Source organism: Segatella asaccharophila, from assembly GCF_054687055.1.
This window is the reverse complement of sequence record NZ_BAACAN010000028.1, coordinates 1-15257: the sequence shown is the minus strand read 5'-3', so window position 1 is coordinate 15257 and position 15257 is coordinate 1. Positions and strand designations below refer to the sequence as shown.

Annotated in this window: 13 protein-coding genes and 2 tRNA genes; 8 read left to right on the top strand and 7 right to left on the bottom strand. The window is 45.3% G+C overall.

Features of this window, described 5'->3' with window-relative positions; translation table 11 throughout:
- Window positions 1–10: 10 nt before the first annotated feature.
- Window positions 11–3730, bottom strand: coding sequence for a DNA polymerase III subunit alpha (dnaE, locus tag ACYRYG_RS11890; protein ID WP_460198243.1), 3720 nt, complete (start codon window positions 3728–3730; stop codon window positions 11–13).
- Between the two features lie 383 nt (window positions 3731–4113).
- Between dnaE and ACYRYG_RS11885 the strand changes: the two genes are divergently transcribed.
- Entirely contained in the window at window positions 4114–4806 is a 693-nt protein-coding gene (locus tag ACYRYG_RS11885; protein ID WP_460198242.1) for a phosphatidylserine decarboxylase family protein, read from the top strand.
- A 1-nt stretch (window position 4807) separates the two neighbouring features.
- Window positions 4808–5536: a CDP-diacylglycerol--serine O-phosphatidyltransferase gene (gene pssA / locus ACYRYG_RS11880; RefSeq protein WP_293425265.1), complete on the top strand. Its 729-nt coding sequence runs from the start codon at window positions 4808–4810 to the stop codon at window positions 5534–5536.
- Between the two features lie 90 nt (window positions 5537–5626).
- Here pssA and pyrH read toward each other — a convergent pair whose 3' ends face one another.
- The 3 genes from pyrH to ACYRYG_RS11865 all read right to left on the bottom strand — a co-directional run bounded on the left by pyrH (window position 5627) and on the right by ACYRYG_RS11865 (window position 7568).
- Window positions 5627–6337 carry a UMP kinase gene (gene pyrH, locus ACYRYG_RS11875; protein ID WP_293418290.1) on the bottom strand — a complete coding sequence of 237 codons (711 nt, stop codon included), beginning with the start codon at window positions 6335–6337 and terminating at the stop codon, window positions 5627–5629.
- Window positions 6338–6411: 74 nt separating this feature from the next.
- Window positions 6412–7143 (bottom strand): biotin--[acetyl-CoA-carboxylase] ligase, encoded by a 732-nt coding sequence (locus ACYRYG_RS11870; RefSeq protein WP_293424850.1) that lies wholly within the window; start codon window positions 7141–7143, stop codon window positions 6412–6414.
- A gap of 14 nt (window positions 7144–7157) precedes the next feature.
- On the bottom strand, window positions 7158–7568 hold the full coding sequence (locus ACYRYG_RS11865; protein WP_293424138.1) for a YraN family protein: 411 nt from the start codon (window positions 7566–7568) through the stop codon (window positions 7158–7160).
- A 177-nt stretch (window positions 7569–7745) separates the two neighbouring features.
- Between ACYRYG_RS11865 and ACYRYG_RS11860 the strand changes: the two genes are divergently transcribed.
- A complete protein-coding gene (locus tag ACYRYG_RS11860; RefSeq protein ID WP_293424140.1) occupies window positions 7746–8246 on the top strand; it encodes a nucleoside deaminase in 501 nt (166 codons plus the stop codon).
- A 111-nt stretch (window positions 8247–8357) separates the two neighbouring features.
- Here ACYRYG_RS11860 and ACYRYG_RS11855 read toward each other — a convergent pair whose 3' ends face one another.
- A complete protein-coding gene (locus ACYRYG_RS11855) occupies window positions 8358–9227 on the bottom strand; it encodes a Cbp1 family collagen-binding glycoprotein adhesin (protein ID WP_293418296.1) in 870 nt (289 codons plus the stop codon).
- Between the two features lie 91 nt (window positions 9228–9318).
- On the bottom strand, window positions 9319–10113 hold the full coding sequence (rsmI, locus tag ACYRYG_RS11850; protein WP_293418298.1) for a 16S rRNA (cytidine(1402)-2'-O)-methyltransferase: 795 nt from the start codon (window positions 10111–10113) through the stop codon (window positions 9319–9321).
- 291 nt (window positions 10114–10404) lie between these two features.
- Between rsmI and ACYRYG_RS11845 the strand changes: the two genes are divergently transcribed.
- The 4 genes from ACYRYG_RS11845 to ACYRYG_RS11830 all read left to right on the top strand — a co-directional run bounded on the left by ACYRYG_RS11845 (window position 10405) and on the right by ACYRYG_RS11830 (window position 12642).
- Window positions 10405–11025 carry a thymidine kinase gene (locus ACYRYG_RS11845; protein ID WP_293424142.1) on the top strand — a complete coding sequence of 207 codons (621 nt, stop codon included), beginning with the start codon at window positions 10405–10407 and terminating at the stop codon, window positions 11023–11025.
- Between the two features lie 91 nt (window positions 11026–11116).
- Entirely contained in the window at window positions 11117–12328 is a 1212-nt protein-coding gene (locus ACYRYG_RS11840; protein WP_293418302.1) for an AI-2E family transporter, read from the top strand.
- Between the two features lie 125 nt (window positions 12329–12453).
- A tRNA-Lys gene (locus tag ACYRYG_RS11835) sits at window positions 12454–12526 on the top strand.
- 43 nt (window positions 12527–12569) lie between these two features.
- A tRNA-Pro gene (locus tag ACYRYG_RS11830) sits at window positions 12570–12642 on the top strand.
- 79 nt (window positions 12643–12721) lie between these two features.
- On the opposite strand, the gene ACYRYG_RS11825 is transcribed toward ACYRYG_RS11830, so the two are convergent.
- On the bottom strand, window positions 12722–13135 hold the full coding sequence (locus ACYRYG_RS11825) for a hypothetical protein (protein ID WP_293418304.1): 414 nt from the start codon (window positions 13133–13135) through the stop codon (window positions 12722–12724).
- A gap of 329 nt (window positions 13136–13464) precedes the next feature.
- Here ACYRYG_RS11825 and ACYRYG_RS11820 point away from each other — a divergent pair, with 329 nt between their 5' ends.
- A complete protein-coding gene (locus ACYRYG_RS11820; RefSeq protein WP_460198240.1) occupies window positions 13465–15183 on the top strand; it encodes a TonB-dependent receptor domain-containing protein in 1719 nt (572 codons plus the stop codon).
- The last annotated feature ends 74 nt before the right edge of the window (window positions 15184–15257 follow it).

Sequence of the window (15257 nt, the reverse complement as noted above, 5' to 3'; positions counted from 1 at the left end):
TTAATTATTTTTAATTAATATGATAACTCATTTCCGGGTGACTTCTCAGGTAGTTAACCAAGTTTTTACCTACCGAAACCGTTTTCTTTCTGGATTTCAGTGTTACAACCGTCCGGCTCCCCGCATCCCTGATTTTGATGAACAACGGCGTACTCCCCTCATTGGCATCCACCAGAGTAGCAATATCATTAGCGACAGTATCATCAATAGCGTCACTGTCAAAGGAAATGGTGAAGGAGCGGATCTGATGGTCCTTGACATCCTGGAGATGCTCGACGCTCTGGATCTTCAATTCGTACAAATCACTATTGCGGAAACGAGGCAAACTTTTAGCAATGATATAGACCGGATTCCCCTTCAGGAGTTTCCCTTGCCAGTGTTCCCAGTCATCACCGAACAGCGCCAGTTCGCCCGATCCCTGATAGTCCTCGATCGTCACAAAGCCGAAAGGTTTATTCGTCTTGGCAGAAACCCGTGAAACGACATTGGTAACCAGTCCGCCCAGGGTCAGTTCTCCACGTTCAGCCAGCGCTTTCTTATCCGCATCACGTCCCACCTCAGAACAGTGAGTATTGCACATATCTTCCATGATCACCCGATAATCATCCAGCGGATGTGCAGAGAGATAGATCCCTACCAGGTCACGTTCCTTATTGAGTTTTTCTATTGTGCTCCATTCCTCCGCGGCAGGGACAGCAGGCTTGGCAATATCCACATCGTCCATGCCACCGAAAAGAGAGTTCTGCTGTTCTTTCTTATCCTGCTGATATTTCTGGCCATACCGGACGAGTTGGTCCAGGAAGACCTCCCCCTTAGCATTTGTACCGAAATATTGTTCACGCTGAAGGCCGAAGCTGTCAAACCCCCCACTTAAAGCCAGACTTTCAAAAGCCTTGCGATTGACAGAAGCAGAGTCCACGCGCTGAGCAAAGTCGAAGATGTCCCGGTACGGACCCTCCTTTTCCCGCTCCGCTACGATCTCATTAGAAGCTGCTGAGCCCATGCCCTTAATAGCAGACATGCCAAACCTGATTTCACCTTTCTTGTTTACGGCAAACTCACTGCGGCTCTCATTGACATCAGGTCCAAGGGTAGCAATGCCCATAGACTTGCATTCCTCCATCAACTTTGTGATCTCTGTGATCTGGCTGAACCGCCTGGTCATCAAGGCCGCCATATATTCAGCAGGATAGTGAGCTTTCAGATAAGCCGTCTGGTAAGCCACCCAGCTATAACATGTAGCGTGCGATTTATTAAAAGCATAAGAAGCGAACTTCTCCCAGTCCGCCCATATTTTAGCCAGGACTTTCGGATCATGCCCTTTAGCTTCCCCCTGTTTCAGGAACTTCGGTCTCATCGCATCGACAATAGCCTTCTTCTTCTTCCCCATTGCCTTACGCAAAGCATCACTCTCCCCTCTGGTAAAACCAGCAAGTTGCCGCGACAAGAGCATGACCTGTTCCTGATAGACCGTTATTCCATACGTATCCTTCAAGTACTTCTCCATACAAGGAATATCATACTTGATCAGAGAAGGATCCCTTTTACGTTTGATAAACTCCGGGATATAATCCATAGGTCCCGGCCGGTAAAGGGCATTCATGGCGATAAGATCCTCAAAGACGGTAGGATGCAACTCCCGTAAATACTTCTGCATGCCGGCAGACTCAAACTGGAATGTCCCCACCGTACGGCCCTCCTGGTAGAGTTGATAGGTCAGCGGATCATCAATAGGGATATGGTCCAGATCGATGATGTCACCAGTCGTCTGTTTGATCACCTTACAAGCCTCCTTTAACTCCGAGAGAGTCTTCAAGCCCAGGAAGTCCATTTTAATCAGTCCGGTAGATTCGATGACATGACCGTCATATTGTGTTACCGCCGTCTTCAGTCCCGGGAAGTCCGGGTCATCAGCCGTCGAGACCGGCACCCAGTCACTGATCGGATCCCGGCAGATAATAAACCCGCAGGCATGGAGTCCCGTGCCCCGGATAGTCCCTTCCAGCATCTTCGCATACTTGATGGTATTCCGTTCACGAGGATCACTGGAAGCCTCAGCCTCCCGGAGCTCAGGAGTGCATTTGATCGCATTGGTCAAGTTCATCTTCATGCCATCCGGCAACCGGTCAGGAATGGCCTTACAAAGCGCATTAGCCTTATCCAGAGGAAGTTTTTCCACGCGGGCAACATCCTTGATAGAATTCTTAGTAGCCATACTACTATAGGTGATGATGTGCGCACAGTTCTCATGCCCATATTTATCCATCACCCACCGAAGGACCTTTCCACGGCCATCATCATCAAAGTCAGTATCAATATCAGGAAGATTGACACGATCAGGATTCAAGAAACGTTCAAACAGGAGATCATATTTCAACGGATCGATCTTGGTGATGCCCAGGCAATAAGCCACGACAGAACCAGCCGCGGAGCCACGCCCAGGTCCCACCATTACCCCTAGTTGATTACGGGCCGCATTGATAAAGTCCTGTACGATAAGGAAGTATCCGGGAAATCCCATGGTCTTCATCACGTGCAGCTCAAACTTGATATGCTCAGACACCTCCTCAGAAAGAGGATCTCCATAATGGGTCTTAGCTCCGTCATAAGTCAACTTAGACAAGTATTCAGCCTCGAATTTAATACGATAGACCTTCTCCCAGCCACCGAGTTTGTCAATCTTCTTCAGTCCCTCTTCATGAGGAAGGGTATGCTCCCCATTTTCATCAGAAGAGAATTCTTTCAGAAGGTCCTCATGGGAATATTTCTTCCGTATATCTTCCTCTGTACCAAAGGTTTCAGGAATAGGGAAATTAGGCATAATCGGAGCATGTTCAATACTATAGAACTCCACCTTATTGAATATCTCCATCGTATTGGACAAAGCCTCAGGAATATCAGAGAAGATCTCGTTCATCTCCTCACGGGTCTTGAACCATTCCTGTTTCGTATACCGCATCCTGTTCGGATCATCCAGATCCTTTCCCGTAGCCAGGCAAAGCAGATGATCGTGAGCCTCAGCCGTCTCCTTATCCTCGAAATGGCAGTCATTCGTACAAATCAGTTTGATGCCATATTCTCCGGCAAACTGGATAAGCACTTTATTGACCTTCTGCTGCAGAGGAAAAGTTTCCCTATTAGCAATGATCTCCGGATCTTTCACCTCATGACGCTGCAGCTCAAGATAATAATCATCTCCGAAAAGATGATGATACCACTCACAGGCTTTACGAGCACCCGCGATGTCCCCCTTCAGGATCTTAGAAGGGACTTCCCCGCCCAGGCAAGCCGAACTGACGATCAAGTCCTCATGATATTTCTCCAAGTCAGCACGGTCCGTCCGCGGGCGGTAATAGTAACCATCCACCCAGGATCGTGACACCAGTTTGATCAAGTTCTTATATCCGTGATAGTTTTTTGCCAGGACGATCAAGTGATAGCCGCTGTTATCCCCATTCTCCCTCACTTTATCTTCCTTATGGTGATGGGCAACATACATCTCACATCCGAAGATGGGCTTAAAAGGTTCTTTCCCCTCTTCCTTGCGGTTTTTGTTGATTTTATTACAGTAATCGGCAAACTCTTTAATGCCAAACATGACCCCATGGTCTGTGAGCGCCATACCCTTCATTCCATCCTTAATGGCCTTGTCTACCAGATAAGGAACCTTGGACTGACCGTCCAGAATAGAATAATGAGTATGGACATGTAAATGAATAAAGTCTTGCATTGATTTCAGATTTCGGATTTCAAAGTTACGGTTAATTCATGAGACAGCCAAAAGAATAACTTCAAAATTTGTTGTTATCTAAAAAAAGAATTAACTTTGCAGTCGAATAAAAACCATTTGAATAAAAAGTTAAAGCCATTCATTATAAATGAATATAAACAGAATTTTCTGATCTTACAGATTTACGATTCGATCCACAGAACAAGGAGTCTTATTCATTCTTTCTACTATTCGAATGAGAGTATTAAGGAATAAGGCAATCATTGGAAAAGAACATTTCGTAACCGATTAAAAATTCCGGACATAAGGATCAGGCTATCCCTTCCCTGAAGTCAAACCTGAAAGATAATGGCTAAAAGGTATTCAACGTAATTCCAACCTGAATGAAACGGAAATTAAGGAAAATTAGGAAAATCAGAATTCACCGCGAAGGTACCAATCAACTCTTTTACGGAGGTATTGCTCTCGCAGTGATTGCAGCAATACTCTGGAATTGTTTTGAGACGAAGATCCCATTCTGGTGCTTCGTAGCCATATTTGGAGTCTGCTATGGAATTATACTCAACTTTTACTGGAGTCCGGCGCGGTTTCTCAACGTTGAAGATACGGGGGATCTTGTCGTCGCACCTGCCGATGGGCGTGTCGTCGTGATCGAAGAGGTAGATGAGAATGAATATTTCCACGATCGCCGGATCCTTATCTCCATCTTCATGAGTTTGTGGAATGTTCATGTCAACTGGTTTCCAGTAGACGGAAAGGTCAAATTCATCCGCCATCAGAACGGTAATTATCACAAAGCCTGGCTGCCCAAGGCAAGTGAGGAGAACGAGCATGCCGATACGATGATCGTGACATCCGGCGGACAGGATGTCCTCTGCCGCCAGATTGCAGGAGCAGTCGCACGGCGTATCGTCACCTATGCCAAGGCTGACGAAGAATGTTATATCGACGAGCATCTGGGCTTTATCAAGTTTGGTTCCCGTGTGGACGTCTATCTCCCATTAGGCACAGAAGTATGTGTAAAACTGGGTCAGGCGACGACAGGAGATCAGACCATCATCGCAAAATTGAAGTAATATGACTGGTTTTATCAAAAAGAACATCCCTAACACACTGACCTGTGGGAACCTCTTTTCGGGTTGTGTAGCCACGACATTCGCCCTGGCAGGAAATCCGGGATGGGCTTTGACATGGATCATCATTGGAGCAATCTTCGACTTTTTTGACGGAATGAGCGCAAGACTGCTGAAAGTATCCTCACCCATCGGCAAAGAGCTCGATTCCCTGGCTGATGATGTCACCTTCGGCGTAGCTCCTTCAAGTATGATTTTCTGGCAGTTAGGAATTGTGGAATATCCAGGCTTCCTCAATTCCATTAAAGAGTTGATTCCTTTTCTCGCCTTTATCATGGCCGCCTTTTCCGGCCTCAGATTGGCGAAATTTAATATTGACAAGCGGCAGACAACCTCCTTTATCGGACTGCCGACGCCAGCGAATGCCCTTTTCTGGGGAGCGTTGATCAATTACAATCCAGGTTGGATGAACGAAAGATTTTCCTGGATCGCCATACTGATCATGGTTTTTATCACCAGTTGGCTATTAGTAAGCGAGATCCCGATGTTTGCCTTGAAATTCAAGCATTGGGGCTGGAAGGACAATGAAGTACGTTACAGTTTTATTCTCCTTGCCGTCCTTCTGATTATCCTGATGGGGATATTGAAAGCCTGGTGGCTGATCATCCTTTGCTATTTCATCATCTCACTCTGTCTTGATGCAAAAAGAGAAACATCAGTCAAAAGAAGATAATACAGCGAGGTAAAACAGATAAAGGCCCATTGTAATCAAATAGATCACCATGAGCCTTTTATTCTATCCTTCTGGAGAGGAAAATACATGTCAGTTATGCACTAAGGTGCCTATTTCCTCTCCCCCCATCACTTTCTTCAGATTACCATAGACATCCATGTCGAAGACATAAATAGGGAGGCCATTTTCCTTACACATCGTAGTAGCCGTCAGATCCATTACCTTAAGTCCACGGGTATAGATCTCATCATAGGTGATCTCCGTGAATTTTCTGGCGTTCCTGTCTTTCTCCGGGTCAGCGGTATAAATACCATCAACGCGCGTTCCCTTCAGCATCACTTCAGCTTCGATCTCAATTCCTCTGAGAGAGGCACCTGTATCGGTAGTAAAATAAGGATTTCCCGTGCCGGCAGAAAAGACACAGATAAAACCAGACTCCATGGCCTCTATTGCTTTCCACTTGCTATAGAATTCACCAATCGGTTCCATGCGGATAGCTGTCAGCACTTTTGTCTTTGCACCGGCAGACTCCAGGGCACTGCTGAGGGCAAGAGAATTAATGACCGTCGCACACATTCCCATCTGATCACCCTTTACACGGTCAAAGCCTTTCTGACTTCCACTCAGCCCACGAAAGATATTCCCGCCACCGATGACGATGCCTATCTGAACACCCATATCATGCACCTCTTTGATCTGACGGGCATAGTCAGAAAGTCTTTCCGGATCAATTCCGAAGCCTTGTTTACCCATCAGACTCTCACCGCTTAACTTCAGCAGTATTCTTTTAAATCTTACCATATCTGTATTTTTAATTAATAATCACCACAACTCCATCAGCCTTCAGAAAACCATCTGGTCCCCGTGAAAGCCAGTCAGTCCAAGAACCTGACTTCCTTGAACGCATACTCCCGGATCACCCCTTCATGATCATGCAAGACCAGATGCCCGTCATCTTCAACTTCCACGATGCCGGCTTCAAAAATTCCCTTCTGATCCTGAAACCGATGGTACCCTTTGCCATGATAGAGGGACTGATGGTAAAGAGCAGCTATATCCGTATAATCCCCATCGTCTATCATTTTGAGGACATCCTGAAACGTCTTAATGATCTTTTTCAAGAGATCCTCACGGGAAATTTCCTTGCCGGTAATCTGGCAGAGTGATATAGGATTAGGAGCATCACTGTGGAACTCGGTCTGGTTTACATCAATGCCAATGCCGAAGATACAATCGCGGATATGCTGCCGGGACAAGGACGTATCTATCAAGGTGCCACTGATTTTCTTATCTCTCCAGTAAATATCATTGGGCCATTTCATAGTAAAAACCCCTGCATACTGGTCTAATACCTGTTTCAAGGCCACAGCCCCAGCCATAGACAACAAGAACTGACGGGCAACGGGCACATTCACCGGATGGACCAGAATGCTGAACAATAGGTTTTTGCCCGGATCACTCTCCCAACTGTTCGTTCCCTGACCACGTCCGGCAGACTGGTAATCAGCCACTACGACGGTCATTTCCTCATCGACCTGCGGCTGATAATTCTTCAGATACGATATGGTCGAATCTGTCTCTTTTAATTTAATTATTTTTGTTTTCATCATTTCTTCATATCTTAAAAGCGTCGCCGTTTCTTCCTGTTTCTCCCTAAAATCAACAGAGGATTAAAGGCATCCTCGATATGGTCGATCCGATCCGGCAGGGGTCCGCGGCCGATAACAGAAATAATATCAAAACGGACATCATGAAGATTGATTTTCCGACTTTTGATATAAGCATCTGCAGCAGAGGCCAGATTGCATATTTTCTGATCATCCACAGCTTCCTCCGGACTCTGGTAGTCAGCATTCTGACGCGTTTTCACCTCCACGAAGACAAGAGTCTGTCCCTCTTCGTCCAGAGCGACAATATCCAAGTCGCGCTTTCCCTGATGCCAGTCCCGGTCAAGAATGGTATACCCCTTTTGCCGGAGATAGACGGAAGCCAACTCTTCTCCCCATGCACCTCGCTCATTATGTTCTGACATGTGTCCTGTATCTTAGGTTAGATGATATGCAAAAATAGCAATTTTCTCATTGACAGTCAAGTAAAAATGATTAAATTTGCAAGAGTATAGAAAAGGAATTCTGTAAAAGGCAAGTCAACAGGCAAGGGAAGATCCAAGATGATCTCTTGCCCCCGGGCATCAAATACGATCAATGTTATGGATAACAGGAAGAAAGAAAGTCAGCCATCAGACGATAAAGTCAGAAAACAGCAAAGGAAAGATGAGGACTATATGCGTAAGGCCCTCGCCGAGGCCCGACAAGCTGCAGCCGAGGGAGAAGTTCCGGTAGGTGCCATTGTCGTTTGTAAGGACCATATCATCAGCCGGGCACACAACCTGACTGAGACCCTCCATGATGTTACTGCTCATGCAGAGATGCAAGCCATCACGGCAGCAGCAGATGCTCTGAACGGAAAATACCTGATCGACTGTACCCTCTATGTCACCGTCGAGCCATGTGCCATGTGCGCAGCTGCCATCGGATGGGCGCAAGTGCTCCGTCTGGTCTTCGGAGCTCATGATGAAAAGCGGGGATACCACAAATTTGCGCCTCTGGTATTACACCCGAAGACAACGGTCACCACTGATATTCTGGAAAAAGAATGCAGAGCACTCATGCAGGATTTTTTCAGGGAGCGGAGATCATTCCGTCAATAGCTTACCCCCTTTTCAAGAAAAAGCCTTTGATAACGTGATTGGTTATCAAAGGCTTTTTCTTGTCCCCTCAAGTAGAGAGCCCTCTCCCGACGAGAATCCCCTTACAAATCCTTATTTGACAAGGATCACCAGATATTTGCTCGTGCTCCAGAAGATCTGAGGATTCGTGATCTTCAGCACATACTGTTTATTTGCATCCTTAGCCAGACTATAACTTCCGGACGGGTGTATGGTGAGTATTCTCGCACTCTTGGAATAGAGTTTGATCTCCCTGCTATTCCGAATGTCAATCTTCGTAAAATAATTCTTATTGAAGTTTGCCTGCAACACCTTTCCACCCTCGATGATATGCTGTTCCTTCAGCTCCTTTTTCGTGCCAAACACAAACCAGGCCGTATTCAGTTGCTTGTCCTGGGCCGAGATGGTTTCCCCATTCTGCGTGTTCTGAGTCTGCAAATCATTGACATTCGTATTCAGATTATTAATTGTCTCATCCAGTTCAGAGATATGAATATCCTTCGCATCCAGTTCCACGCGGAGTTCCTGCAACTGCTGATCCTTCTCGTTGAGTTGTTTCATCAGATTATGGATAGTCTTCTTCAAGGTAGCCCGGAGCTGCTCATTCTTGAAAGAACTGCTAGCCAACTGATTTTGCAATTTGGAAATAAGTGTACGGTTCATTCTCATCCGGTTGGCAATAAACTGTATGTTTTCCTTCAACTGCTGGGATCTGTCAGCCCCCTCACCGGATTTTTCGAGATTAACACGATTCTCAGCCTCGTTGATCTGCTGGAACCCATCATCAATCTGATTCAGAGTACCCATCATATCATTGATTTCATTATCTTTCTGAGCAATGATTTTATTCAAAGAATCATTCTGCTCCACCTTTATCAGGTTAGGGGCCTTTTTTTTCTCTTGCTTACAACCTGTTAACAACAGGGCTGTTGCAAGACAGGCCAATAACATAAATTTTCTCATTGTTGAATTTATTTTAAGTCCTTATTATGATCAACTTATCCATTCGATTTTCAGAACTACTCCACTCCTTTCTTCCTGGATTTTTTTAATTCTATTTTACAGTTTTCTGATCAACCCTTAAATCTTCCACTCCTTCCGTCTCCCGCATCTTCAATTCTTTATTTCGCTTTCGCCCAGCCTGCTTCTCCATTTTTTGCTCCTCCTTTACAAGAGAAGAGTCTTTGCCGGCAACGACCAGAACAAACTCTCCACGCGGTTCCACCTTTTCAAAATGCTGGATCAGTTCACTTAAAGTTCCCCGTATACTTTCTTCATGGATTTTTGAAATTTCACGGCAACAGCTCGCCCGTCTGTCCTCCCCGAAGATCTCCGCAAATTGTTGCAGAGTCTTTCGCACACGATAAGGTGATTCATAGAACACCATCGTCCGGGTCTCATCCCGCAAGGATTCCAGTCGTCCCTGACGCCCTTTCTTCTGAGGGAGAAAGCCCTCAAAGCAGAATCTGTCACAAGGCAGTCCCGATGAGACCAAGGCAGGTATACAAGCTGTTGCTCCCGGCAAGGTCTGGACGGTAACACCCGCCTTAATGGCCTCCCTAGCCAGGAAAAAGCCAGGATCACTAATGCCCGGGGTCCCCGCATCGCTGATCTGAGCGATCGTTTCACCCGCCTTCAGACGGTCAATGATACCAGCCGTCGTACCATGTTCATTAAATTTATGATGGGCGACCAATCGGTTCTTAATGCCAAAATGCCGTAACAGGATACCCGACGTACGTGTATCTTCTGCCAGCACAGTATCAGCTTCCTTCAGGATACGAATGGCTCGAATCGTCATATCTTCCATATTACCTACCGGAGTAGGCACGATATACAATATACCCATAGTTAGTTTATGCAAAAATAGGAATTAAATTGTTACTAAGCAAAAAAAGCTACCATTTCTTTACAATTTTTAGGAAGTTACATCATAATTGATCTCCTACCAGACCCGAAAAGGAATATATGAAAGGAAAATCCATCTCTCGGTTATCCGCCCTTATCGCTGGCAGAAATCCCCGGACAGGCCTTTAGCATGCCTGGAAACAGGACTCAGCCCGCAAGATGGACAGAGAAGGCAAAATAAGGGTCCTTTTATTTTGCAATTTCTCTAAATAGCATTATCTTTGCAACAATCATGATGGAAAATTTAGCAGGGGAGGCACACCAGCCTGGGAGAATAGAAGTAGTATGCGGTTCAATGTTCTCAGGCAAGACTGAAGAACTGATCCGACGCATGAGAAGAGCAATGTTCGCCCGACAAAAGACAGGGATTTTCAAGCCCTCGATGGACACACGATACTCTAATCATGATGTTGTCAGCCATGACCACAACTCCATTATCTCTACTCCTGTCGATACGTCCGCCAGCATTCTGCTTCTGGCCTCCGACTTAGAGGTCGTAGGCATTGATGAAGCACAATTCTTCGATGAAGGACTGATCCCTGTCTGCAATACATTAGCAAACAATGGGGTACGTGTGATCGTTGCGGGCCTGGATATGGATTATAAAGGTAATCCTTTCGGTCCCATGCCCGGACTTTGCGCCATCGCCGACGAAGTGACAAAAGTGCATGCAATCTGTGTACGCTGCGGGGCACAGGCCTATATCAGCCACCGACTTGTGCATAATGATAAACGTGTATTACTAGGAGAGAGGGAGGAGTATGAACCTTTGTGCCGTGAGTGCTACCAGAAAGTCATGAAAGAAGAACAGCAACAGGAAAAGGTTGACACACGTCTCCATGATCCTATTTAATGATCTACCGAAAAGGCTGCATTCCCCACTCAGTGTTTAGAATCTTATTTCTCTCTTATAAAAAGACCACGAAATATAACTGGAAAATGATATGCCACAACAAAAGATTACTTTTGATAAATTCATCCGTTGGGCAGGTGTAGTCTTAATTATTCTCACCGTCCTCTATTTCACGAATTACCTGAAAGCGGTACTGATACCTTTCTTCGTCGCATGGGTCCTGGCTTATCTCCTCTACCCGATTGTACATTTTGTACAGTATAAGCTCCATGTGCATGTGCGGGTCATCGCCATCATCCTCACCCTCATCCTCGTGATAGCTATCCTTGCAGGGATCATCTATGCTATCATCCCTCCTATGATTGAACAATTTGGGAAATTAGGAGACATCTTGGGAAAATGGCTGAACAGTACCACTCATACCAACAATCTGACAGCCGTAATCAAAAACTGGTTTGTCAACAATGAAGGGATGCTGGAGAAGATCTTCAAAAGCAAGGACTTTTCTGATGCCATAAAGATTGCCATGCCTAAGGTCTTCACCGTTCTCGGCCAGACGGCCAATGTCATCCTCAGTATTATAGCAGCACTTTTCACTCTGGTCTACTTGTTCTTTATTCTTCTTGACTATGAATACCTTACGGATTCATGGATCAAGATTTTCCCAAAGAAGAACCGTCCGTTCTGGCATGAACTGGCAAGTGATGTTGCCACGGAATTAAACCATTATGTCAGGGGTCAGGGACTGGTAGCCCTTATCATGGGTATCATGTTCTGTATCGGTTTTACGATTATCGGCTTTCCTGTGGCCATCGGAATGGGGATACTTGTCGGGCTCCTTGATCTCATCCCTTACATGCATGCCTTTGCTCTGATCCCTACTGCTTTTTTAGCCATGCTGAAAGCTGCCGACACCGGGCAGAATTTCTTCCTTATCTTCGGTGAAGCTCTGATCGTCTTCGCCGTCGCCCAGGTTATCTCAGACATGGTCGTCACTCCTAAGGTCATGGGGAAAGCCATGGGGCTCAACCCGGCGATTCTCCTTCTCAGCCTTTCAGTCTGGGGCGAACTTCTCGGTTTTATCGGGGTGATTATTGCTCTGCCTCTGACAACGATCCTCATCGCCTACTGGCAGCGCTACGTGACCAAAGACCGATCGGATATTGACTTGAGCGGAAGGAGTCCGGTACCGATACCAACTTCAAGCGGAGATACGACGCCAAAGACCAGGCCTACCGGCCAGAAAGAGAAGGGAGCATCTCAGGACAAGCCTGCATCCGTCAATAGGGGGAAAGAGCCTTAATATCATCTTCCGGGGCGATCTCCAGAGGCAGAAAAAGCCTATGAGTGGCAAAAAAAGCAATAATAATTTTGGCATTTCAAAAAAACGTTGTACCTTTGCAGTCGCCTTTCAAAGAGGCTTTAAGAGATCCGCTAGCTCAGTTGGTAGAGCACAACACTTTTAATGTTGGGGTCATGGGTTCGAACCCCATGCGGATCACTCTCGATAGAAAGTTGCGGTACAAGCGCCACTTAAAAGATTTCGGGATGTAGCGCAGTTGGTAGCGCACACGTCTGGGGGGCGCGAGGTCGCCAGTTCAAGTCTGGTCATCCCGACTACAAGTATAAGTCTTGATTATCAGTTGGTTACAACTGCTATCAAGGCTTTTTTCATGTCCATAAATACTGCGATTTCCTATTCTATCTTATGATAAAGATACTGGTCTGTTTCTTGTAGAGAGCTGAATTGCAAGAACAATCCACCCTCCGGCCTGATCTTCCAGTCCAGTCCGACCTCATCAAAAATCAGTTTGTTTTCCTTCCTCCGATAAGGATACGAGCCCGAGATCTCCTCCTTATCGGTAAATCCAAAATAAGCACTATCCGCTGAAAAAGTTATCGTATCCGGCTCTGTGTTTTCCCAGTTCGTCCACACCGTCCCGCCGTTTTCCTCCCTATATCTCAAAGAATCAGCTACCCATGTTCCAAGAAGACGCTGAACGGATCTGGAGTCATTCCTTGTAGTTTCAGAAAATCTATCATCACTCTCAGCGCTACAAGCTGAAAGGAGAACAACAAACAAACATAAAAAGAGTCTGGCATTTTTCATGATCAGGTTATTTAAAAATTCTACGAACAAAGATATAAAATTCTTTCCAATCAGGAAACAAATTGAATCTATTTTTTATATTTCGGTCCTCAAACAGCAAGTATGAACCTAACCTCACATTTGGTATTTAGATGATAAAAACTCTTTTGATGAAAAGACAAGAAGTTATAGATGACAGATTTAGGAAACTCTTCCCCACTACGGAAAAAATCAAAGATAACTGTATATGTTCGGAAAAAAGCCCTTAAAAAAAGCAGAAAAAACCATTTTATTTTGCAACTAATCAAGAATCCGTTGCGTCTAACCATACAGTTTATAAAATCAAGAAAATGAGAAAAATCTTACTACAAATTATTATTCTGGCTTTTTCTACAGCAGCTTTTGCTCAAACCGAAGCAAAGCGGTCAACTTCCTTTCCGGGAGATCCATCAGATCCTTCCCTAAAATCTCGTCCGGCAGAAGTCGATTCTGTAAAGAAGGACTCCAGTAAATACTTTAAGCAGTTCAACCTTCAAGAGGTTACGGTAAACGCACAACGCAAACTGATCAAAAATGATATTGACAGGATGTCATACGATGTACAGCATGACAAGGATTCAAGGGCGATGAACACCCTTGAGATGCTTCGTAAAGTGCCGATGGTTTCCGTTGACGGACAAGATAACATTAAAGTCAAGGGCAGCGGTGATTTTAAAATCTATCGCAACGGTCACCCTGACCCGAGTTTTTCCGGTGGCAACGCCAGCCTGATACTCAAGTCCATTCCCGCGACGATGATCAAGAGGATTGAGGTCATCACCGATCCGGGGGCGAAAGAAGACGCCGAGGGTACGCATTACATCCTGAATATCGTCATGAACGATGATGCCAAGATAAATGGAGTAACCGGTACCCTGGGTTCCGCGGTAGATGTCCTGCACGGAAGCTCAAATGAGAATGGATATATTACGGCACAAACAGGCAAACTAATCTTCTCGGTCAATTACGGTTATGTTTATGCTCCCAAAGGAGCAACTCAGAACAAACAGCATAGTGATACATTCTTCAAGAACTCCGGGGACACCCGCTACTCCTCAATGTTCGGGAATAATCCAGTAAACGTGCATTACGGCAACCTCAATGCCAGTTATACGATCGATTCCCTAAATCTGTTCACCCTTTCTTTTGGAGGATATTACTATAAAGTAAAAGTAAATTCAAACGGTACAGACCGTATGACAGATGCGAATCAGAATATTCTTTACCAATATGACACCCGTCTGTGGACCCCGAAATATGACGACTACAATCTGAACGGACGAATGGACTATCAACACAAGACCAAACTTGACGGTGAAGTCCTGACCGCTTCCTATATGCTGTCGACCACACGAAGCGTAAACAATGAACAGACGACATACAGTAATATGGTTAACATGCCGGTAGATTACAGCGGATATGATAAAAACCAGAAAGAGCACTTCATAGAACACACCTTCCAACTCGATTATGTCCGTCCTTTCTTAAAGTACAACAAGATGGAAATAGGGGCCAAATATATTAACCGTGAAAATAACAGTAACACGTCAATGCTTTATGACGGTTCGTCTGCCAGCATTTATAACAAATTCGACCACAACACTCAGATTGCAGCAGGCTACGGTGAATGGGTGTATGCCAACAAGAAATGGTCAGCCCGTGCCGGACTGAGATATGAATACAGTTATCTGGATGCTAAATATCCCGATAAAAGCGGGCAGAACTTTCACAAGAACCTGAACGACTGGGTCCCATCAGCAAGCATAAAATACAATTTCAACATGTTCAATTCCTTGAAAATCAGTTATGCAACCACCATTAACCGTCCGGGAATTTCCTATTTGGACCCTGCTGACGTAAGCACTCCGACCGCAGAAAGTTATGGTAACCCGGGATTGAACAGTGCACGTAACACCTCCTTTACACTTGAATATATGCACATCAATCCGAAATTTACTTATAATCTGTCACCCTATTGTAACTATTCAGCCATACCCAAGGTGTGCCATCCTATAAAGATAGGATGGTAGCAATGGCATTGTATTGAGATTGATTGTTCTTCCATGCCGTATCGGCGATGGAATGTATAGCGAAGAAGTCATCT